This window comes from Paenibacillus oryziterrae (assembly GCF_042610485.1).
Lineage (GTDB): Bacteria > Bacillota > Bacilli > Paenibacillales > Paenibacillaceae > Paenibacillus_AQ.
In genome coordinates this window covers 52,452-74,477 of sequence record NZ_JBGJZO010000016.1, presented here as the reverse complement: position 1 = coordinate 74,477, position 22,026 = coordinate 52,452, and the positions used below count along the sequence as shown (strand labels likewise).

22 protein-coding genes are annotated in these 22,026 nt (G+C 48.4%); 2 read left to right on the top strand and 20 right to left on the bottom strand.

Going from position 1 to position 22,026, the window contains the following annotated elements; genetic code table 11:
* Window positions 1–245: 245 nt before the first annotated feature.
* The 4 genes from ACAN55_RS16645 to ACAN55_RS16630 form a co-directional block, all read right to left on the bottom strand.
* The gene (locus ACAN55_RS16645) at window positions 246–1,343 is read right to left on the bottom strand and encodes a GntR family transcriptional regulator (protein WP_379135111.1); all 1,098 of its coding nucleotides are present in this window, start codon (window positions 1,341–1,343) and stop codon (window positions 246–248) included.
* Between the two features lie 139 nt (window positions 1,344–1,482).
* The gene (locus tag ACAN55_RS16640; protein WP_379135108.1) at window positions 1,483–1,863 is read right to left on the bottom strand and encodes a hypothetical protein; all 381 of its coding nucleotides are present in this window, start codon (window positions 1,861–1,863) and stop codon (window positions 1,483–1,485) included.
* A gap of 182 nt (window positions 1,864–2,045) precedes the next feature.
* Entirely contained in the window at window positions 2,046–2,237 is a 192-nt protein-coding gene (locus ACAN55_RS16635) for a YfhD family protein (RefSeq protein WP_379135106.1), read from the bottom strand.
* 38 nt (window positions 2,238–2,275) lie between these two features.
* Window positions 2,276–2,647 carry a hypothetical protein gene (locus tag ACAN55_RS16630; protein WP_379135104.1) on the bottom strand — a complete coding sequence of 124 codons (372 nt, stop codon included), beginning with the start codon at window positions 2,645–2,647 and terminating at the stop codon, window positions 2,276–2,278.
* A gap of 90 nt (window positions 2,648–2,737) precedes the next feature.
* Between ACAN55_RS16630 and ACAN55_RS16625 the strand changes: the two genes are divergently transcribed.
* The gene (locus ACAN55_RS16625) at window positions 2,738–2,923 is read left to right on the top strand and encodes a hypothetical protein (protein ID WP_379135101.1); all 186 of its coding nucleotides are present in this window, start codon (window positions 2,738–2,740) and stop codon (window positions 2,921–2,923) included.
* Between the two features lie 35 nt (window positions 2,924–2,958).
* Here ACAN55_RS16625 and ACAN55_RS16620 read toward each other — a convergent pair whose 3' ends face one another.
* From ACAN55_RS16620 to gpr, 12 genes are all read right to left on the bottom strand, one after another.
* The gene (locus ACAN55_RS16620; protein ID WP_379135099.1) at window positions 2,959–3,252 is read right to left on the bottom strand and encodes a hypothetical protein; all 294 of its coding nucleotides are present in this window, start codon (window positions 3,250–3,252) and stop codon (window positions 2,959–2,961) included.
* 130 nt (window positions 3,253–3,382) lie between these two features.
* Entirely contained in the window at window positions 3,383–4,504 is a 1,122-nt protein-coding gene (gene dnaJ / locus ACAN55_RS16615) for a molecular chaperone DnaJ (protein WP_379135096.1), read from the bottom strand.
* A 210-nt stretch (window positions 4,505–4,714) separates the two neighbouring features.
* The gene (gene dnaK / locus ACAN55_RS16610; RefSeq protein ID WP_379135093.1) at window positions 4,715–6,559 is read right to left on the bottom strand and encodes a molecular chaperone DnaK; all 1,845 of its coding nucleotides are present in this window, start codon (window positions 6,557–6,559) and stop codon (window positions 4,715–4,717) included.
* 173 nt (window positions 6,560–6,732) lie between these two features.
* Window positions 6,733–7,323, bottom strand: coding sequence for a nucleotide exchange factor GrpE (grpE, locus tag ACAN55_RS16605; protein ID WP_379135089.1), 591 nt, complete (start codon window positions 7,321–7,323; stop codon window positions 6,733–6,735).
* Window positions 7,324–7,362: 39 nt separating this feature from the next.
* Window positions 7,363–8,394 (bottom strand): heat-inducible transcriptional repressor HrcA, encoded by a 1,032-nt coding sequence (hrcA, locus tag ACAN55_RS16600; RefSeq protein ID WP_379135086.1) that lies wholly within the window; start codon window positions 8,392–8,394, stop codon window positions 7,363–7,365.
* Window positions 8,395–8,564: 170 nt separating this feature from the next.
* Window positions 8,565–9,740, bottom strand: a complete 1,176-nt coding sequence (locus ACAN55_RS16595; RefSeq protein ID WP_379135083.1) for an acyltransferase family protein — start codon at window positions 9,738–9,740, stop codon at window positions 8,565–8,567.
* 148 nt (window positions 9,741–9,888) lie between these two features.
* A complete protein-coding gene (locus tag ACAN55_RS16590) occupies window positions 9,889–10,380 on the bottom strand; it encodes an N-acetyltransferase (RefSeq protein WP_379135171.1) in 492 nt (163 codons plus the stop codon).
* 92 nt (window positions 10,381–10,472) lie between these two features.
* The gene (hemW, locus tag ACAN55_RS16585; RefSeq protein ID WP_379135080.1) at window positions 10,473–11,648 is read right to left on the bottom strand and encodes a radical SAM family heme chaperone HemW; all 1,176 of its coding nucleotides are present in this window, start codon (window positions 11,646–11,648) and stop codon (window positions 10,473–10,475) included.
* Window positions 11,649–11,743: 95 nt separating this feature from the next.
* Window positions 11,744–13,558 carry a translation elongation factor 4 gene (gene lepA / locus ACAN55_RS16580; RefSeq protein ID WP_379135076.1) on the bottom strand — a complete coding sequence of 605 codons (1,815 nt, stop codon included), beginning with the start codon at window positions 13,556–13,558 and terminating at the stop codon, window positions 11,744–11,746.
* Between the two features lie 166 nt (window positions 13,559–13,724).
* A complete protein-coding gene (locus ACAN55_RS16575; RefSeq protein WP_379135073.1) occupies window positions 13,725–14,243 on the bottom strand; it encodes a hypothetical protein in 519 nt (172 codons plus the stop codon).
* A gap of 29 nt (window positions 14,244–14,272) precedes the next feature.
* On the bottom strand, window positions 14,273–15,616 hold the full coding sequence (locus tag ACAN55_RS16570; protein WP_379135071.1) for a stage II sporulation protein P: 1,344 nt from the start codon (window positions 15,614–15,616) through the stop codon (window positions 14,273–14,275).
* 224 nt (window positions 15,617–15,840) lie between these two features.
* Window positions 15,841–16,842 (bottom strand): GPR endopeptidase, encoded by a 1,002-nt coding sequence (gene gpr / locus ACAN55_RS16565; RefSeq protein WP_379135069.1) that lies wholly within the window; start codon window positions 16,840–16,842, stop codon window positions 15,841–15,843.
* 184 nt (window positions 16,843–17,026) lie between these two features.
* On the opposite strand from gpr, the gene rpsT reads away from it, so the two are divergent.
* The gene (gene rpsT / locus ACAN55_RS16560; RefSeq protein WP_379135067.1) at window positions 17,027–17,299 is read left to right on the top strand and encodes a 30S ribosomal protein S20; all 273 of its coding nucleotides are present in this window, start codon (window positions 17,027–17,029) and stop codon (window positions 17,297–17,299) included.
* A gap of 453 nt (window positions 17,300–17,752) precedes the next feature.
* Here the strand turns inward: rpsT and holA are convergent, their stop codons facing one another.
* The 4 genes from holA to ACAN55_RS16540 all read right to left on the bottom strand — a co-directional run bounded on the left by holA (window position 17,753) and on the right by ACAN55_RS16540 (window position 21,750).
* On the bottom strand, window positions 17,753–18,772 hold the full coding sequence (holA, locus tag ACAN55_RS16555) for a DNA polymerase III subunit delta (protein WP_379135064.1): 1,020 nt from the start codon (window positions 18,770–18,772) through the stop codon (window positions 17,753–17,755).
* Between the two features lie 271 nt (window positions 18,773–19,043).
* The gene (locus ACAN55_RS16550) at window positions 19,044–20,210 is read right to left on the bottom strand and encodes an anti-sigma factor family protein (RefSeq protein WP_379135061.1); all 1,167 of its coding nucleotides are present in this window, start codon (window positions 20,208–20,210) and stop codon (window positions 19,044–19,046) included.
* Entirely contained in the window at window positions 20,207–20,755 is a 549-nt protein-coding gene (locus tag ACAN55_RS16545) for an RNA polymerase sigma factor (protein WP_379135058.1), read from the bottom strand. The genes ACAN55_RS16550 and ACAN55_RS16545 overlap by 4 nt, the downstream gene beginning before the upstream one ends.
* Window positions 20,756–21,105: 350 nt before the next feature.
* Window positions 21,106–21,750 (bottom strand): bifunctional 2-keto-4-hydroxyglutarate aldolase/2-keto-3-deoxy-6-phosphogluconate aldolase, encoded by a 645-nt coding sequence (locus tag ACAN55_RS16540; RefSeq protein WP_379135056.1) that lies wholly within the window; start codon window positions 21,748–21,750, stop codon window positions 21,106–21,108.
* Window positions 21,751–22,026 lie beyond the last annotated feature (276 nt).

Below are 22,026 nucleotides of genomic sequence, written 5' to 3'. Positions count from 1 at the left end.
ATCCTCCTTATGGCTAAGGTATGATTGCTGATTCCTTCTCATCTGCATTATACACTTGTACGTACAATTAATCTACATTTTTTTATTTTCCTTGAGTATTGTACATACAATAAGCATTATCCGCATAAAAAAAGCCCGCAGAATCGTTCTGCGGACTTTTTACCTTCTCTATTCGCCTGACTCGGCTGTATCATCTACTATTGCTTTTGCTGCTCTCATTGATTTAGGAGGGTGAGGTAAGACCTCTACATCTGCATCAATGCTTTGGTTGAGCCCCGCACTACAATCTCCGGTTTGTAAATAACATCTTTTGGCGTATCGGATGAACGGTTCTCCATCATCTCAATTAGTAAATTGGCTGCTTGTACACCCATCTCCTGTTTAGGATGGCTGATCGAGGTCAGCTTAACCTCCGTTGCCGTTGCCAGCGAGGAATCATCAAAGCCGATTATAGACAGATCATCCGGCACGCTGAGTCCCGTCTGCCTTGCCGCTTCGAGCAGCAGTACCGCCAGCTCATCATTGTAGCAGACAAAAGCCGTTGGCCGCTTAGGCTGCCGGAGCATCGCGAGTGCTGCCATATAAGGCAGCGTCTGCTTCTGCTCGGTGGTGTAATGCGTAATCGTCTCAGGCCCGAGGGGCAGGCGGTGTTTATGAAAAGCACGGATAAAGCCCTTCAGCCGATTGGCTCCCTGCAGATCATCCGTTTTAAAGAAGCCCGCAATCTCCCGGTGGCCCAGCTCAATCAGGTGCTCAGCTGCCATGAACCCTCCCGCCTCATCGTCCAACTTAAGACAGGGGCAATGTAGCTCCGGATACCGTTCGTTAATCATAATAAAAGGAATACGGTGTATCTCAAGCGACAGGTAGAGCGGCAGATTCGGGTTGCCCTGTGCGCTTTTGGTTGGCTCGATAATCAAGCCTTTGAACGGCTGGCCCAGCAGCAGCTCCAAATTCTCACGTTCCTTATCCTTGTCATTATCCGTGCTGGACAGCATCATGCTGTAACCGCCGCTGCGCAGCCGGGCTTCCGCTCCCCGTACAATATGGGGAAAGATATAATCCGAGATATGTGTCGTCATCATCCCGACCATGCTACTCTGCTGCAAGGGGCGTGTATCCTGACGGGCAACAAAAGTGCCTTTACCCTGCAATCGGTACAGCCAGCCTTCCTTCTCCAGCTCACCCAACGCCTGGCGAACCGTTTGTCTGCTCATTCCGAACTGAGCGGCAATCTCATGCTCCGAAGGCGTCTGATCGTCCGGCTTCAGCACGCCATTTTGAATCCAGGACAGCAATTCCAGCTTCAACTGCATATATTTAGGTTTCTTTTTCTCTGTCATACTGCACCCCAGGCTATGTAATAAAATAATACAAGTTATTATAACATAAGCAACTTGTATGTACATGTTATTCTTTTTACCAAAACAAAGAGCCCACTCACAGCTGACAAGCCAGAATGAGGGACTCCCGAAAAGGTTATTACTTTTGCTTTCTGGGACCATAATCGCCTATTTTCATTCCCCAAACACTATCCTTGATATGTGCAGCCGCCTCCTGCAGATCAGGCAGTCTGGGATCCTGCGGATAATGCCGCTCTAAATACATCACAAAAGCGCTCCGTAAGCTGATTTCATAGTCAAGTTTGTTAAACTCATTCGGATGCTTCTCAAGCTCAGTAAGACCCGCCTCCCACTCGGTCAGTTGTTCCGGTGTAGACTGGTCGCTTCGGACGCTCTCCGATAGCGTTCTCAGCGAACGGTAAGCCTGCTTCACCTTAGAGGAATACAATTGCTTCTGATTCAAAAATGTAAGCGCGATAATGACTACCGCGAGACCAATCCATAATATCATCGTTTCCATAATGTCACCCCCGCTTGGCATATCAGCTTAATTATACATGCGCATGGATAAAAAAGCCCACAAAAAAACTCCTATCCGGAGTCTGATCGAAGATGTAGTTCATTCTAATGATACCTATAAAAAACTGAACCCTGCCTTCATCCTGAAGTGCGCGGGTTCAGTTTCTTTTTTCAATCATGTTGTTATGGTATTTCCTCCTCTTCGTCCTGCAACAGCTCCTGAAGCTGCCGCTTGTCCGCTTTCAGTCCGCGTTCCTGAGCTTCAATATCATCCAGATCCGCTTCCGCTGCCGAGAACTCAACATCCTCCGCCTTAGCTCCGTACAGCAGCTTCATTTTCTCCGTTTGGGTGTGTACCTTTGAGGACCTAACCATTTCATCTTCTCCTTTCGTCTACTGGTAAAAATAAACTTTCAGATCATCCCTCCGGCTTCTTCAACAATTCGGAGCGCCTGATCAAATGACTCCGAATCGACAACTACCGTGAGCAGGATATTTCTTCCCGTTGGGCCTCCATCTCCTCCATGACTCATTCCGCTTGCACTGGTATCGGTAGAAGCCAGAATACCCGCAGAGCGGCTTTCAATGGAAGCATTCAGTGTCATTGTAGCGAGACTCTGAATGTCTCCCGTAAGCGGATTATTGCCCGAATACGAGCTGTTTCCCGGGTATTTCCCGAAAGTATCGATAGACATATCGATCACTCTCAGTGCCTGCAGCTTGCGGGAAACGGCCTCGGCCTCCTCCGGGCTTTTAAAATACGCCAATATATTTTTTTCAGACAAGTGTATCCCTGCTCTCTTTGTAAATCGGCACCGCCTTGAGCGCACCTGCAGTTAGTATGCCGGCTGGATTCCATCTTTATGCAAGGGACAATGATGGCGAAGGATCCAGAAATCTTTGTTTCTGAGGAAGAAAGAGCATCTATTGTATTTTGTGCAACAGAATCAGGTCAAATCCGCCTATATTTAAATTCTGTTGCATTTAGTGCAGCAGAATTAATTAAATATCGTTTCTTACAGAAATCAGATGCACAAAATGCAACAGATCACCAAAATTAGCCTCTAATGAGCAAATCAATTGCACTAAATGCAACCTACTGTTTCGGAGGGGAGGAATGTCTTCCGGCGGCAGCATCATGCAGCAGGAATGCCATTCCGGCGGCAGCATCATGTAGCAGGAATGCCATTCCGGCGGCAGCATCATGCAGCAGGAATGCCATTCCGGCGGCAGCATCATGCAGCAGGAATGCCATTCCGGCGAAAGCACCATGCAGGCAGGAATCCCACTCCGGCGGCAGCACCATGCAGGCAGGAATGCCACTCCGGCGAAAGCACCATGCAGGCAGGAATGCCACTCCGGCGGCAGCACCATTCCCGCGAATCGCCATTACAGCTTGCCTGCTTATGCGCAGTATAGAGAGTACTCATGCCCACGCAGCAAAAAAGCAGGCCGGGAATAGGTCCCAGCCTGCTCTAACAACTATCTTTCAATGCATGCTAATCAACGTGCCTTAGCTTTTAGTCTCCGCGAAACGCCCGTTTCATGCGGTCAAAGAACGATTGCTCCTGCTCATGCGTATGTTCTCCGTCAAAGGAAGAGAATTGACGCAGCAGTTCCTTTTGTTCTTCGCTCAGCTTGCTTGGCGTAACCACGATAACTCTGACGTGCTGGTCACCCTGGCCGGAGCCGCGGAGCCGAGGAACCCCTTTACCCTTCAAGCGGAAGAATGTGCCGGTCTGTGTTCCCGCAGGCACCTTCAGCTTCACCTTTTCGGTCAGGGTCGGGATTTCGATCTCATCCCCGAGAGCAGCCTGCGCAAAAGTAATCGGCACTTCACAGATAATATCATCATTCTCACGGACGAAGAAATCATGCGACTTCACCCGGATAATAATATACAGGTCACCGGATGGTCCGCCGCGATGGCCGCCTTCCCCTTCGCCTGTCATACGCATTTGTGCGCCATCATCTACGCCTGCAGGTATCCGAACATGGAGTTTGCGCTGTTTCTTCACCTTGCCATTGCCGCTGCAAGTATGGCATTTCTCCTTGATGATCTTCCCTGCGCCATTACAATGAGAGCATGTCCGGCGATTCCGCATTTGGCCAAGCGGCGTATTCTGGACGAACTCCTGCTGTCCACTGCCCTTACATACGGAACAGGTATCCGGCTTCGTTCCCGGTTTGGCCCCTGACCCGAAGCACGTGTCACAAGTTTCTGTCCGAGGAATTGTAATATCGGTTTCTTTACCGAATACAGCTTCCTTAAATTCGATGGTCATGTTGTACTGCAGGTCAGCTCCACGCTGCGGTGCATTCGGATCACGACGTCCGCCGCCCCCGAAGAACATGTCAAAGATATCACCAAGTCCTCCACCGAAATCACCGCCGCCGCCAAAGCCGCCCATACCCTGGTTAGGGTCAATATGTCCATATTGGTCATAACGTGCACGCTGCTGCCCGTCGCTAAGGACGTCATAAGCTTCTTTTACTTCCTTAAATTTCGCTTCCGCGTCACTGGCTTTATTCACGTCCGGATGGTATTGGCGCGCCAGCTTACGGTACGCTTTTTTAACCTCATCCTCCGACGCGTCTTTACCTACGCCGAGCACTTCATAATAATCCCGTTTCTCTGCCAACGCGTTCACCTCCGCACATCTAAACCTTCTGCTCTATACGTAACAAGAAACGGCTTCTCCGTCCTTCTGGGGACGGAATCCGTTTCCCGATAAAATATAAGGATATTCTATGGCAAGTAACCTATAGATGCTTATATTTTCATAAAGAAAGTCAAAACACGGGATGCTCCGGTTTTGACCTTCCCCTAATAGCATTGGTATCTGTTTAGGTTACCCTTGATTCTTCTCGTCGTCAACAACCTCGTAATCGGCGTCAACCACATTGTCCTTCTTGAAGTTGCCATCTGCAGCGCCTTGACCGCCTTCGGCACCTTGCTCTGCCGCAGCCTGCTCATAGAGCTTCACAGACAACGCCTGAACGATCTCAGTCAGCGCTTCGGTTGCAGCATTAATTTCTTCCAGGTTCTCGGTTTGCAGTGCAGCTTTAACTTTGTCCATAGCTGCATTGGCTTTCTCTACATCTGCTGCGTCTGCTTTATCGCCAAGATCTTTGATGACCTTCTCAGTGGAATATACCAGCTGATCAGCACCATTCTTCGCTTCTACCAGTTCCTTACGTTTGCGGTCTTCTTCGGCATGAAGCTCGGCATCCTTCATCATTTGCTCAACTTCGGCATCGCTCAGGCCGCTGGAAGAGGTAATGGTGATCTTTTGACTCTTGTTCGTACCTTTATCTGTTGCAGACACGTTAACGATACCGTTCGCATCAATATCGAAGGTAACTTCGATTTGTGGAACACCGCGTGGTGCCGGCGGGATCTCATTCAACATAAAGCGTCCCAGTGTTTTGTTGCCGTTCGCCATTTGGCGTTCGCCTTGCAATACGTGAATTTCCACGCTTGGCTGGTTGTCGGCAAAAGTGGAGAACACTTGGGATTTGCTTGTAGGGATCGTTGTATTACGCTCAATCATCTTAGTGAACACGCCGCCTGCAGTTTCAATACCAAGGGACAGCGGGGTTACGTCGAGCAATACAACATCTTTAACGTCACCTGTCAGTACGCCGGCTTGAACAGCAGCGCCCAGGGCAACAACTTCATCCGGGTTAACGCCTTTATGAGGCTCTTTGCCGGTTAGTTTCTTGATCGCTTCCTGAACCGCAGGAATACGGGTGGAACCGCCTACGAGTACGATTTTGTGCAGGTCCGCAGGAGTCATGCCAGCATCGCTAAGCGCTTGGCGGGTTGGTCCCAAAGTACGTTCTACCAGGCTAGCTGTAAGTTCATCGAACTTAGCACGTGTCAGGTTGATCTCCAAATGCTGAGGTACGCCGTCAGCAACAGTAATAAACGGCAGGGATACTGTAGTAGTCAGGACGCCGGAGAGTTCTTTCTTGGCTTTCTCTGCTGCGTCTTTCAGACGTTGCACAGCTGCTTTATCCTTGCTGAGGTCGATGCCTTGCTCTTTTTTGAATTCGGCTACCAGGTAATCCATAACTACTTGGTCAAAATCATCACCGCCAAGACGGTTGTCGCCGCTTGTCGCTTTAACTTCGAAGAATCCGTCGCCCAGTTCAAGAATGGATACGTCAAACGTACCGCCGCCGAGGTCATAGACCAGGATGGTTTGGTCTTCGGATTTCTCCAGACCGTAAGCCAAAGCAGCAGCAGTTGGCTCATTCACAATACGCAGTACTTCCAGACCGGCGATTTTACCCGCATCTTTGGTAGCTTGACGCTGGCTGTCATTGAAATAAGCAGGAACGGTAATAACCGCTTGCGTTACTGTTTGACCAAGGTAAGCTTCCGCGTCAGCTTTCAACTTTTGCAGAATCATTGCTGAGATTTCTTGAGGAGAATAATCCTTACCGTCAATGTTCTCCTTGTGGTTCGTACCCATGTAGCGTTTGATCGAGCTGATAGTACGGTCCGGATTAGTGATGGCTTGGCGTTTTGCAGTTTCCCCTGCTACACGCTCACCGTCTTTCTTGAAGCCCACTACCGATGGAGTTGTACGTGCGCCCTCAGGGTTAGGAATAACTACGGCTTCGCCGCCTTCCATGACTGCAACGCAAGAGTTGGTGGTTCCTAAGTCGATACCGATAACTTTACTCACTGTATTTTGCCTCCTTGAATTTTTATGGGAGCATCAGCTTCCCGGGAATGACCCTGTTGATATGATTATAATTAATTATGTTTTGGCGCATAGGAATACCCACCGGATCTTCTTCCGGCGATTATGCTGCCGTCTAACTGCAGGCCTGAAGGCCCGGCTATTATATGGACAGACTACATGCTGACTTTAACCATGGCGGGACGAAGCACCTTATCTTTCAACAGATAGCCCTTTTGGACTTCTTCTGTCACGATACCTTCTTCGTGCTCTTCGCTCTCCACTTGCATGATAGCCTGATGATATTCAGGGTTAAAGGGCTGACCTACCGTTTCCATAGCTGTTAATCCCTGATTCTTTAATACCCCTTCAAGCTGGCGGAAAATCATATTCACGCCTTTCGTGAAAGCTTCGAATTCAGGAGAGGCCGGGGCCGTAGCCAACGCACGTTCGAAATTATCCATAACCGGAAGCAATTCCGTCACCAGCTTCGAGGTAGCATATTGCGCCAGTTCTTCTTTCTCTTTCAATGTACGGCGGCGGAAGTTATCAAAGTCAGCCTGTACACGTAGCGCCCGTCCTTGAAATTCATCAGCAAGACCTTGCAAGCGTGTAAGCTCACTATCTCCTTCAGAAATCACTTCAGCGGCTTCCTCTGCTCCGAAGCCCTCCGTCTCAGAGACGGTCTCAGTGTCATCGGCTGCATTATTATCACTTATGACTTCGTCTTTCATTTCACTGGAATCTTGAACCTGTTCCTCTTTCAAGTTGTCTTCACCTCCTTAAAATAATCATGAGCTTTATGTTCACTTATACCAGTGGGCCAGCATCGCTGTCAAATCTCGGGACAAAATGCCCAGAATCCCCATTACTCTGGCGTAATCCATACGGGTCGGACCCAGAATGCCGATGCTTCCCAGTGCCTGACCATCAAGAGAATAAGAAGCTGTAATCAGACTGCAGTTAGCAAATGCCTCGTGGTTATTCTCCGTACCAATGCGTACTTGTATCCCTGTATCCCCAGAAGCCGGTGACAGCATTTTGAGAAGCGTTGGCGTCTCTTCCAGAAGATCAAGAATGTTCTTCACTTTGTCTACATCTTTAAAATCCGGCTGGGTCAGTATATTGGTCGCCCCGCTAAGATAGATGCGTTGCTCCTGATCACTTTCCAGCGCCTGATCCAGCATCTGCATCAGTTCCTCGTAATGGGAAATATGACGCTGCATCTCTTGACCAAGCTCAGAATAAAGGCAGCTCTTGAGCTTATAAAGAGGTACATTTACCAGCTTGCTATTCAGCAGATTAACCACTTTCTCTATATCAGAAACGGAGATTTCAGGCGGGATACTAACCGTACGGTTCTCCACCTGTCCCGTGCTGGTAACTATAATTGCAACAGCTGTACTCTCATTAAGCGGCAGCAATTGAAAATGCCGAAGTGAAGTGTGAAAAACCTCCGGTCCCAGAAGGATGGAAGTATAATTCGTCATATTGGAAAGGATCATGGCTGCGTGCTGATTGACCTGTTCCATAGCACTTAGCTTTTCGGCAAAAAAAGCCCGGATAGCTCCTACCTCAGGTGATCCTGCAGAATTCCACGGTACCAAGTGATCCACATAATAACGGTACCCTTTGTGCGAAGGAATCCGGCCTGCCGATGTATGAGGCTGTTCCAGATAACCTAATTCCTCCAAATCAGCCATTTCATTGCGGATCGTTGCCGGGCTGTACCCAACATCTCCCCGCTTGGAGATACTGCGTGAGCCTACAGGTTCGGCTGAAGAAATATAATCATCCACGATCGCATTCAATATCATTCTTTGGCGTTCGGTTAACATGTTATTCCCTCCTAACAGCTGTGGCTCTGAATCGTTAGCACTCTACTCAGATGAGTGCTAACCGCTAATACAAAAATACCAAACCGACATTGACATTGTCAAGTCGGTTCAGTATCTTGGCTTACGTGTATTTGCACGGATAACAAGAGTCATCCGGCTGGCCCCCTCATTCAGGAAGCCGAATATCTCTTTTCGGTAAGTTGAGGATCGGCTTTACGGCGATTTGTGGTCAGGAATCTGCCCAAGACGATTGAAGGTCCCTCCACCATACGATGCATAATGGCTGCGCACAGCAAAGACAGCGGCAAAGAAAGAACCAAGATCGCCCAAAGCGGCAGTGCAGTACCTAAGGTATGGACAAGAGCAATCATCACAATAAGATGATAAAGGTACAGACTATAGGATATCCTTCCGGTAAAATGTATCGGACCGATCATCAGTATCCGGCTGATGCGGCTAGAGTTCAGTGCGAAAACGATAAAGATGCACGCGCCCATGGCAATAGCCCAATCGTCAATAATAAACAGATGCGGCAGTGCGCTGTCTGGGAGCATAAGCCAGTTATACATATACAGACCTAATCCCGCACACAGCAACCCTACTTTTCGCCGTACCCCCAGCTTGCTGTACAATCCGCTCCAATACTTCCTGTGCTTGGCCAGAATGCCGCCCAGAATAAAAAAAGCCATATAATGGGGTGTTAGAAGAAATGAACTATCGCCCTTAAACATGGTAATATCAAAGCCGGTCGCTTTTAAGATGATATAATAACCTGCAAAAAGCAATACCGGTATAGCCAAGGCAAATAGAATACTTTTCAACATGCTGCTTCTGTGCAATATATATACGATTAAAGGAAAAACCAACGATATCCGCATCTCATGGATAAGCGACCACAGAACAGGGTTGATCTTCATCGTATCCGTTTCATTAATCAGAAAGATATGATTAAGGATCTCTATGCCTGAAACATGCGAAGTCCAAATGCTGTTCCCCCATTCGCTGATCGTGGGAATTTCATGAGGTGAGAGCAGTTGCATCAGCAATAAGGCGATTATAATGGATACGATACTGGGTATCATGATTCTGCAAATCCGCTTAATAACGTAATCCAAATAAGGTACATTTTTATTAATGAAATAGGGAAGCGACAAGACATATCCGCTCAGAATAAAAAAAAGTATCACCGATTCATGACCCAGCCAAAAAAAATGCACTGGGGTATGATTGAGCCGCTCCAGAAAATCTGTTGAAGGGAGGATGATTGAAATATGGGCGAAGACTACGGAGACAGCTGCCAACCCCCGCATTGAGTCCAGTTCCTCCAGCCGTTTATGTATTCCCAAAATTGCCCCTCCTATGTTCTTTATAAAGAATTAAGTTCTTTATAAAGAATATACCAAATTATAGAGAATAACAATTCTAAAATACAAAAAAAACCACTGTTCATAGTCCGGCTTTAACCGGCGCTAGGACAGTGGGGGATATGAGCTATTAATCCAGCATCTTCAGCACGGCAATCTCGTCGCAGGCATGCTGCTTCTTACAGTTCACGCAGTCCGTCCATACCTTCTCGGGGAATATTTCCTTCTCCACGACAGTAAATCCATTCTTAAGGAAGAAATCAACCGCATAAGTCAGAGCCATAATCTTGGGAATCTTCTGACGTCTGGCTTCCTCTGTCAGCTTAGCAAGGATCATCGACCCTACGCCTTTGCCCTTACCCTCATCGCGAAGACCAATGGAACGAACCTCTACGAGGTCATTCCCCAGTCTGAACAACGAGCCGCAGCCGACAAATCTGCCATTGATTTCAGCAATCACAAATTGATCGATCTGGCGGGTCAGTGCTTGCCTTGAACGGGGAAGCATAATACCACGCTGTGCATATTCCTCTATCATTAAATATAGTGGCTCCACATCCTCCACCGTGGCATTTCTGCAAATTACTTTAGGGTCTCCCTTAGGAGCCGTATAGCGGAACATTTCCGTTTTGACAAGCACTTAGACTCACCCCTCGTTGTTAATATGAATAAATATACAACAAGGTGAATTACAATTCAAGAGGTATTTTAAAATTAAACTTCTGTCAACGATCCGACAAATTCACCAAACACATCGTTACCGAACAAGATGCCTTGCTTACTGAGACGATAGACTCCACTTTCGTGCTCAAGCAGTCCGGCAGACAACATTTTATGCAGCGGTTTACCGAATACTTCCTCCATGGATTGGCCGAATTGCGCCTGGAAAGCTGAATCCGTTACTCCGTCCCGCATCCGCAGTCCCACCATCATAAAGTCCTCCATCGCCTCTTCTCTGGTAATGCTGTAGGTGTCGAGACGCGGAAGGCCCTTTCGGGATGCTTCAATATAAGGATTGACTCCTTTGATATTCACATGACGCTGGCGTTTGGCATAACCATGAGCTCCGGCACCTAATCCATAGTAGTCTTCATTACGCCAATAGGTGATGTTATGGCGGCTTTCCTGTCCCGGCTTGGCAAAATTACTGATCTCATACTGCCGGTATCCTGCCGCTTCCATGGAAGACATCAGGAGCAGATACATCTGCAGCTCATCCTCCTCATTCGGGAGGGGAAGTTTGTTCTTATTAAACAAGGTATGAAAAAGAGTATTCTCCTCCACCTTGAGACTGTAGATGGAGTAATGCGGCAGATCAAGCTCGAGCGCCTTCTTAATGCTCTCACCCAGCATTTCAACCGTCTGATTCGGCAGGCCGAACATCAAGTCCACAGAGAGATTATTTAGTCCCACTGCCCGGGCATTCTCCAGGCTGCGGTAGACGTCGTCCACATTATGAATGCGTCCGATACCGCTCAGCAGCTCATTCTGAAATGCCTGGACCCCGAAGCTTACCCGGTTAACACCGCCGTCTTTCATGACTTGCAGCTTGTCCTTGTCGGTTGTACCCGGATTGGCTTCCATAGAGAACTCAATATCCGGACTAAAGTTCGGAAAATGTCTGCGGATGGACTTCAGGAAATACTCCATTTCATCCGGTTTAAGCACGGTTGGGGTTCCGCCGCCTACGAAGATACTTTTGATCATACCGGGGGGATTCTCTCTGACCGTAAGCTCCATCTCCCGGTCCAGCGCATGGAGATAATCCATCACCGGCTGGTCTTTCAGGACATAGGAATTGAAATCACAATAGAAGCACTTATTCGTGCAAAACGGAATATGAATGTATACCGCCTCAGGGGGACGGCTATTATTAACAGGCTGTGTCATTCGCTGCCTCCTTGTGTGTAAGCATAGCTTGCATAAAAATTCAGAAAGGGAAGCCAAGACGGCTTCCCTTGTAAGATATAGTCTTCGAAATGGGTCTACTCGTCGATCTTCAGTACTGCCATGAACGCTTCCTGCGGCACCTCAACGCTGCCGACCTGCTTCATGCGTTTCTTACCTTCCTTCTGCTTCTCGAGGAGCTTCCGCTTCCGCGAGATGTCACCGCCATAACATTTGGCGAGTACGTTCTTGCGCATGGCCTTTACGGTCTCACGTGCTACAACCTTGGTACCAACGGATGCCTGAATCGGCACCTCAAACATCTGGCGCGGAATAATTCCGCGGAGTTTCTCACAGATGATGCGTCCGCGGTTATAGGCGCGGTCACGGTGAACGATGAATGACAAGGCATCAACCTGCTCGTTATTGAGCAAGATATCCATCTTCACGAGGTTCGACTGACGGTAACCGGATATTTCATAGTCAAAGGAAGCATATCCCTTGGTTCCCGATTTCAACTGATCAAAGAAATCATAGACGATCTCAGACAGTGGAATCTGGTACGTGATTGTAACACGGTTCGTATCCAGATACTCCATGTTGACGAACTCGCCGCGTTTGTTCTGGCATAGCTCCATTACCGTTCCGACGTAATCATTCGGCACGATAACCCCTGCCTTCACATATGGCTCCTCGACATAGTCGATTTTGCCGACCTCCGGATAGTTGGACGGGTTGTCGATCTGGATCATTTCCCCGTTGGTCAGCATAATCCGGTAAATAACGCTCGGTGCAGTCGTGATCAGCGGCAGATTGAATTCGCGTTCAATCCGCTCTTGGATAATCTCCATATGCAGCAACCCAAGGAAGCCGCAACGGAAACCAAAGCCCAGCGCGCTGGACGATTCCGGTTCGAAGCTGAGGGAAGCGTCATTCAACTGCAGCTTCTCCAGTGCTTCGCGCAAATCGTTGTAATCAGAGGTCTCGATCGGATACAGACCGCAATATACCATCGGGTTGATCTTACGGTAGCCGGGCAGTGGTTCAAGAGTCGGGTTCTTGTCATCTGTAACGGTATCACCGACACGGGTATCGCCAACCGATTTGATGCCTGCCACGATAAAGCCGACATCTCCCACATTAAGTTCATTTACAATCGTCATCCGCGGCATGAATGCCCCGACCTCGATAACCTCAAATGATTTGCCAGTAGCCATCATCTTGATCTTTGAGCCGGCGCGGATACTGCCGTCAACGACACGGACATAGACGATAACGCCTTTGTATGGATCATAATGAGAGTCAAAAATCAATGCCTTGAGCGGATCTGCCGAATTGCCTGTCGGCGCCGGAACCTGCTTCACGACCTGTTCCAGAATCTCTTTGATGCCGATACCGGATTTCGCAGAAGCAAGTACGGCTTCGCTGGCATCCAGACCGATAACATCCTCGATTTCCTGCTTGACCCGCTCAGGATCAGCACTCGGAAGATCGATTTTGTTGATTACCGGGAGAATCTCCAGATTATTATCCAGTGCTAGATAAACGTTAGCCAGCGTCTGGGCTTCAATCCCTTGAGCGGCATCCACCACGAGCAGAGCGCCTTCACAAGCTGCCAGGCTTCGTGATACTTCATAAGTGAAGTCGACGTGCCCCGGTGTATCAATCAGGTTCAGCAAATATTCTTCACCGTCATCGGCACGATAAGAAAGCCGAACGGCCTGAAGCTTAATGGTTATCCCGCGTTCCCGTTCCAGATCCATCTGGTCCAGTACCTGTTCCTGCATTTCACGGGAGCTTAATGCGCCGGTATACTCCAAGATCCGGTCAGCCAGCGTCGATTTACCATGGTCTATATGTGCAATAATCGAGAAATTGCGGATTTGTTGTTGTCTTTTCTGTACGTCAGTCATTCCTTACCCCCACAAACAGCCTGTTGTTAATCCATCTATTATAACAGTACAAGCTCTGACCATCAATCCCGCCCCGTACTTTCCTACATTTCATAAGAGAAATACTTTTTTGCATTCCAAAAAAACTATCCTGCCTGTCCGGCAGGATAGCAATATAGAATAGACGTCAATTTCCGTTCTCTGTTGAGGCAAAAAGTGAAACTACCCAGCGGATGCCTTTCTGGGAGGCCCGCTGCAGCAATCCGGCGGTCTTATCAGCCAACACATCCACAGTAGGTTTCTGTTCTTCAGGAACCAGAATCTGCCCGGGAGTCAGCGTGCTATACTCCCCGACCTCTTGCTGCGGGAGACCGGATCCGGAGTTATCCCCCGAAATCTGTGTTGGCAGTGCCTTGTACGTGCCTGTAGCCGGATCAATGGCTACTGGAACGTATACGTAGGTCTTGGAACCCGAAGTGGCATTCCCCAGCTGGCTTGGGGACACAGGGTACTGATTCCCCTGAGCCTGTCCCACAGTGGTCTGACCGGCAGTATTCTGACTGTTCCCGGCAGCTTCGGATATCACACTCCAGCCGGGAAGCGGGGAGTTTGTCGTTCCTCCGCTCCCGCCAAACTGCATGCCGACCCAAATACCCACGCCCGCCCAGATCCCGAATATAATCAGTTTTTTACCGACTCGTGACATTTCGCTGCCCCTTTCTTCCCGGCTACATGTTATGAAGCTCCTTCCGAGCCTTTAGCATCCTTCTGGACCGCAGAGTCCGAACCCGATTGACCCGCATCAGCATTTGCTTTCTCCGCCTCATGGCTGCTCCAATACACATCAGCAATCGCGTCTCCCAGTATTTCCGCCGTACGTTTCAGTTCTTCAGCTGTGCTGTCAATGCCGCCTACTTCGATAAGGACACTATTCGGGGACAAGGATTGGTTGTACTCCCCATTGTTGCCCTTATTAGCAGCTTTCCCCCAGATTCCACGTGAGATTCCGGGATACTTGGTCTCCAGCAGCTGATGGATCTGATTCGCAAACGCTTCGTTCTTCTTCCAATTTGTATTCGCATGTCCGAGGATAAAATACACCTGGGCATAACTTTCTCCATTTATGACGGTTGTAGTTTTAGCATGTCCCTGTGAGTCCCGGTGGATATCGATCATTTCGTTCATACTCTCATTTTGGGTAAAAGCCGCTTTTATCGTCTGCCGGGAATATTTATAGGAAAAGTTCCAGTTGTAGTCTTCCATCTTCGTTGCATAATCCTCCTGCGAATGTACCGTACCGATGCCGCGTTTCTCCAGCCGATCCGCCAGATAACGCCCGACGAGCATTACATTCTTGGAAGGTAGCGCAGAGCTTGGATTCTCGCTGTCCGAGCCCAGCAGCGGATTATACGCCTCACGGGGATGAGAGTGGTAGACTAGTATTTTTTTTACGGCCAGATCCTGAGCATTGCTATTACCTGGATTCTCCTGAGCACCGTTTGTGCCTGCTCCAGCACTGTCAGGCTCCGGTGTTGCCTCCGGCTGCTGCACAGTTTCGGTCGCCTGGGGATCATCCGCCACCTGATTACTGTTGTCCGGGTTGTTCTCGTCGTCCAGAGCAAGCTCGTCCGTTCCGGGGTGATAATCTGCGGGTGCATCCCCGCTTCCTCCAGAGGCATTTCTCAGCAGCACCGGATCATCGGCAGCCAGCCCCGGAACTTCACGGGACAACAGACTTTTTGGATCATGCGGATTGACGCTGGTCAACAGTTGGAATACGAAGGAGGTTACCTTCTCACCTGACAATGCACTGAACTTCTCGCCCTGAGGAAGGTGTGGCATCTCCATGCCCAGAATCTCCATAAAAAAACCGCTCGACAGAGAAGTAGCCAGCCCTTTCATGGAAGGAATCGGCGAGGAATTGAGCTGCTGTCCAGCCATCCCCCCTGCACCAAGCAATATGAAAAATACAAGGGACCCTCCGGCAAGCAGCAGCATTGTTTTTCCCAGCGACAGCACATCCAGCAGCTTGGCCCGCAACCGTCCGATGTTCCATAGCCGAAACCAACTTTTGTTCATAATAATGTGTCCTCCTCCAGCCCTCTGTAATCTCTTATACTTCAAATCTATGAGGGGTAGAGCATTACTAGAACCTCAAAATGGAAGATGAACCCATAGATTTCATTCTATTTAATAGAGCAGCCTAAGGTTAGTAGAGGAGGGAGGGATTCTTTAATTTGAAAAAAAGCGCCGCCCGTGCGATTACCTGTTACGGTACTCAACGGACTGCGCTAAAGAATAGATCAATGGGTATAAGCTCCGACATTTCCGGGATCAACAGCATCATGAAGCGCCGCATTAAGTCCACTGGCTACAATATTGGCAATATTCTCAATAAACTCATCGATTTCCTTCGGTGTGACGATTAGATCATGCCCCAGCGGCTCAAGCACTTCCTTGACCAAGGCCAGACGCTCATTTTCAGAGATATCATCAAGCATGCCCATGATTTCTCTGGTATGGGAGTTCCCCTTCCCGAAATGATTCTTCATCATCTCAAGTACGTTGTTCACTATAGTTGAAGCATAGCATACTGTAGGTACCCCAATGGCGATACAAGGTACTCCTAGAATCTCCTGAGTCAGGCCCCGCCGCTTGTTGCCGATTCCCGAACCGGGATGAATGCCGATGTCTGCAATTTGAATGGTCGTATTGATACGTTCGAGCGAACGTGAAGCAAGCGCGTCAATCGCAATAATAACGTCAGGCTTAGTACGGTCCACAATCCCCTGGACTACTTCACTGGATTCAATGCCGGTCAGTCCCAGTACGCCGGGTGCTATTGCACTTACTTTGCGGTATCCCGGAGAGACCTGGTCTGGAACCAGTTCATAAAATTGCCGGGTGATCAGAGTATTCTCTACAACGAGCGGCCCCAAGGAATCCGGGGTAACATTCCAGTTGCCTAAACCGACAATTAATGCCGAGGCATCCTTGCCAATACCGATACGTGTCATGAAATTCTCAAATTCATGTGCAAAGGCTTCAGCCACCTTTTGCTGTAATCCGGTATCCCCGCCTCGAAGCTCCGGCACCTCCAAAGTCACATAATTCCCGATCGTCCGCCCAATGGCCTGAGAACCGGCAGGTGTACTTACCTCTAGTCGGGTAACCTTGATTCCCCCTTCTTCCACAACCTCTTCATTCACACCGGGGATGGGATTCCTTTGCGGTCCTTCGGCGAGTTCCTTCGATTCCAGAGCCAAATCGGTGCGCACAGAATACAGCTGAAGATCCAGTTCCATGGTAAGTTCAGCCTCCTTTTGCTTTTTGTTGATAGTGTGCGAGAGATGGCTGCCGTTTATACAGAGCATAAAGGTTAAATTTGAAGGCTTTAAGTAGTTGCATTTTACTATGACACATGCTAAACTATTTTAAGTTGTGAATCATTTGATAATGATTTCGAATGTCTTACAGGAGGTGAATGCAATGCCAAACATTAAATCCGCAGTTAAACGCGTAAAGACTACTGAAAAACGCCATGCACTGAATATTTCCCAAAAATCCGCGCTTCGTACAGCAGTTAAAGCCGCTGACAACGCGTTGGCAGGTACGGAAGTTGAAACTGCTCAAGCTGCTTTCTTAGCTGCTTCCAAAAAGCTGGACAAGGCCGTTTCTAAAGGTCTGGTTCATAAAAATGCGGCTTCCCGCAAAAAATCCCGCTTGGCTAAGAAATTGAACGCTCTTACTGCGCAAGCGTAAGACGTATTCATAATGAGCACTTGAAGAACCTGACCGCTATGCTGCATACGGTTAGGTTTTTTTGTTGTTTTCGAAGCTAATGAAGTTTGAACTTATGATTTACTCATTTGGGAGTGTCGCCGTAACTACGGTGAATGTTTGGACTTCCGGCCGCTGTTGTCTCCAGATTTCTTGATTTTAACCGCATTCGCGGTTGAAATCCGGAGACAAAGGCGGACGCTACCGCTCCTACAGCTCCAAAAATCCCCCTTCGTTACTTTGCCATTTTGGTAAATCTTAAGTTCAACTTACATGAATCTGACTTTTCTGCAGTTTTCGGGCAGATATTGCCGCTTCTACAGTTCCCAAATTCCCTCCCGTCACTTCAGCCTTATTTTCCTAAAAAAACTTAAAGCAGTGAAAAAGCCTATCCCCTGCATCTGCAGAAGGATAGGCTTTTGGTTGTCTATGAGTTCACGCGCCTAACCGTAGCATAAAAAGCTCCAGCCCCAGCACCTTATCGATGGCTCCGGTCTTCATCTGGTAATCCAGATCTGCTACAGCGCTTAAAATCTGCCGCAGCCGCCCGCTTTCAAACTTCCTCGCCTGCTCACCTGCCAGCTTGACCGCATAAGGATGAAGCCCTAGCTGTGAGGCAATCTGCCCTTGTGAATAGCTTTGACCGGACAGATCCTTGACCTGAAGAATCATCCGGAACTGCCGGGCGATCAGGGCCGCGATCTTGATCGGCTCCTCACGCTGCTTGAGCAGCTCATGCAGAGCATCCAGCGCTTTGTCCAGCCGCAGATTAGCGATATCCTCCACCAAGGTAAATACCGTTTGTTCCGTCCCGCGGTGGACCAGACTTGCAACTGCCGCTGCATCAACCGTACCGCCGCTGCCAGCGAACAGACACAGCTTATCAATCTCACCAGACAAGCCCTGCAGCCCTGTACCGGCGTTAACGATTAGCGCTTCAGCCATACCTGGTCCTGCTGTGCAGCCCCGCTCCTTGACCGCTTTCTCAACCCAGCGCAGCAGTTCCTCCGCCCCTAGCGGATTAAACGCAAGCACCGTCCCTGCAGACTTTACAGCCTTGACGATTTTTTTTCGCTCATCTAGCTTGTCGTTGTTGACCATGAATACAATAACGCTGAAATCAACCGGACGCTGTATATATTCAGTCAAGGCTTCGAGATTATGCTCCAGTTTGGCATTCTCTTTGCCTGCTGTGAACAACGCCGCATCACGTACCAGCAGCAGCTTGCGCGGCACCATAAACGGAACCGTCTCGGCCTCCTCAATGACTGACTGTACAGGAGTCTCGGAAAGATCAAAAGGAATTACGGCAAAATCCCGGTCCTCCTTGGCTATCAGTTCCTTCTCCAGTAATGCAGCGAACTCATTCATGCGAAACTTCTCACTTCCGTACAGGACGTACAGCGGGGAAATCTTCCCTTGTCTGATCTCTTTTGCCGCCGCTTTGACATCCATTATGCCACTTTCCTTTCCCATCAGCTCATTCGTCTTTCAACTTATTTCGAATTTTCATTGTAACATATTCAGACGCAAAAACGGAGAAACTCCGGCTGCTAAGGCCAAAGTTCCTCCGTTCCAGCGGCGCATCTATATAAACGACGGTATGGGGGGCTCTAGAAACCTCCCAGCCGGCGGTCATACTGATGTTCTCCCAATCTTGTGCTGAATGATTAACATCTCTTACTATAATCTATTCAAGATTTCCGAAAAAAGTTCCATTTCGAAACTATTTTATAGACGGAGTTTCCGATGGAGTATCGGAACCCGTTGCAGCAGGGCTTCCAGAGGGTAATGGAGTAGAAGAAGTGTCTACCTGGGGAATGGTGAACACATTCTTAACCTCAATACCGTCCTTCTGCGTTACGTAGTTAAACTGTAAATTGTCGGCAAGCCATTCTCCCGATACCCATTTTCCTTCGAGAGGAACAGTTGTCAACAACGCTTTGTCAGCTTTGTTCGCAGAGATGTTGTAAATAGCAAGCTTCTCGCCTTCAACCACGGCCATATGTCGGCCGTCGGCGGAAGTCCAGGATAATGCTCCCGGCTCCGTAGTAGGAGCAATCAACGTCATGTACACATCTTTTTCGGGACTTTGAACGGGTGAAGCAGTGGCAGTGGCAGCACCAGCACTTCCCGGCTGTTCTTGTCCACTGTCACCCAACTTTCTTTGCCCTGGGGATGAAGCAGACGGTGTGACTAAAGAACTCACACTTTCTTTTTTCGAGATTCGGGGTGCTGTACTTTCGCTAGCCACATCGCTGTTCATGTCTCCTGAATTCTGCGAACTTGTATCTGCTCCGCCTGCTACAGCAGAACTATACATATCGGCTGTATCTTCGTTCATTCCTGCTGCACTCGCAGGGGTATTTTGTGCTGCACCACTATCTGCCATATCGGCATTGCTGGCCTCCATCGACCGTTCGGCACTGCTATTATCTGCTTTGCTACTTGCGCTATCTTGTGACAGCATCGTCTCCACTTGTGCACCCGGCATCTGCTCCGGCATATTAAATATGGCGATTCCCAGTATAATTGCCGCTGCGGCTGCGCCGATTCCAGTCCTTCTGGCCAGGGCAGAGCCCTTACGCCGTTTGTCTTGTGAAGCTGAACGGGTGAATGGAACAACAACATCTCCTGCGGCATCTTTCTTGCCGGCTTCCAGGCGTTGGCGGTCCAATTCATCCAGCTGAGGCATAATGGAATCTACCAGACTGAAAGGAGCCTTCACATCAGGCAGCTGCTCCAATTGCCGGGAGAGTGTGGTGAGCCGGTCAAAGACATCCGCGCAGGAAGGACAAGCATCAATATGACGATACATCTCGGTTATTTCCTCATGGCTTAAATCATGATCCAAATAACGGTGCATCCATTCAATCACCTCCGCGCATTTCATCCCGATACACCACCTTTCTGATACTCCTGAAGTCTATTTTGCAGCTGCTGCCTTGCCCGGAACAGATAAGATTTCACCGTGTTCAGAGGCAAGTCCAGACAGTCTGCAATCTCGTTGTATGATAAATCCTGTAAATAACGCAGTACGATAACCGTTCGGTGATGTTCAGGCAGCTGGTCAATGGCTTCCCGTATATCCTGTGCCAGATAACCGGACATGACCTCCCGCTCGACATCTTGTTTATCCTGGAACACCATTTCGTGTTCATCCATAGAAATCGTCGGTTTGGTTCTTCTGAATTTATCAATGCAAATATTAGTTACGATCCGCTGAACCCATGTTTTGAACTGGGCTTTCTCCTCGTAAGAGCCGATCTTTGTATACACCCTGATCAGCGCCTCCTGAGAGGCATCAAGCGCATCCTGCTCATTATGCAAAATGTAGAAGGCCGTCTTGTACACATGTCCTTCAATTTCTCGCAATAGGGTGATTAGAGCGTCGCGATCGCCCGCTTGAGCGGCTCTGATGAGTCCCTGCTCCACCACGAAGGTTCCCCCTCTCTATGCAATCTTACTGACGCGCAAGATTGCCGAATTGTTGCATGCTTTTGTCATTATTTTTAGAATACCAAACATTACCTGAAACGTCATTTCCAAAGGGGATTATTCCCTGCTGCATCAATCATTACACGACTCATTAAGCCTTATTAATCATACAGGGGAAGAGTCTATCATTCAAATCCTCTTTTATCTATCTTTGTTACAAAAATGACATTCCTTCTTCTGTAGCAAAATAAAACAGGCAGTTCCCGTTATGGAAACCACCCGTTGTCCGCATCTGCCACTGCATTCCTACTATACTTTGCGTGCAGCGCTTCTATTATATAGCTCCGTTATTATTTATTACCCTTAATCTCTTGAAACTTCGCCACATACTTCGCAGCAAGCTCAGTAATCTGATCATAACGGCCGTCTTTGGCCGGTGCCGTCAGGTTGCCGCCGATGCCCACAGCGATGCAGCCATTAGCAATCCATTTGTCCATATTGTTCAGATCCACGCCGCCTGTCGGCATGATGTTCACATGAGGCATTGGACCTTTTACCGCTTTGACATAATCCGGTCCGAAGGCGCTGCCCGGGAATAGCTTAAGCACATCCACCCCAAGTTTCAATGCTTCCTTCATTTCACTCAGCGTCATGCAGCCGGGCATATAAGGAATGCCGTACAGATTGCACATTTTAGCCGTTTCTTCTTCAAAAGAAGGACTGACCACAAATTCTGCACCGGCGAGAATTGCAATTCTTGCCGTAAGTGGGTCGAGTACGGTACCTGCTCCAATCACCGCGCGGTCACCATACTCTGCTGCCAGCTTCTTGATAGCCACATCCGCATCCGGTGTTGTAAAAGTTACTTCAATATTGTTAAGACCGCCTTCGATACAGGCGACTGACATTTTAACCGCATCCTCTGCATTATCTGCACGAATGACTGCCACCACACCTACTGATGCTACATTTTGCAGCACTTTAATCTTTTTCATCATAAACTCCCTCTCATTATCGGATCAAAGGATAATCCTTGTTTTATTCATTTAATAAATTAGTTTATCATTTTTACTAATAGATCCTAAATATCTACTAAGAAAATAGTAATAACATTCACACTAACAGTCAATCTATTTTTTGTGTGAAGTTGATGACTTTTTCGAAGAATAATATAAACCCTATGTATATAAAGGTTTTTACGTCTATTTAATTTGACTTTCCTTTAAATTATTAAGAAGAAAAAGTTATGAGTTATTGTACAAAACCGATTT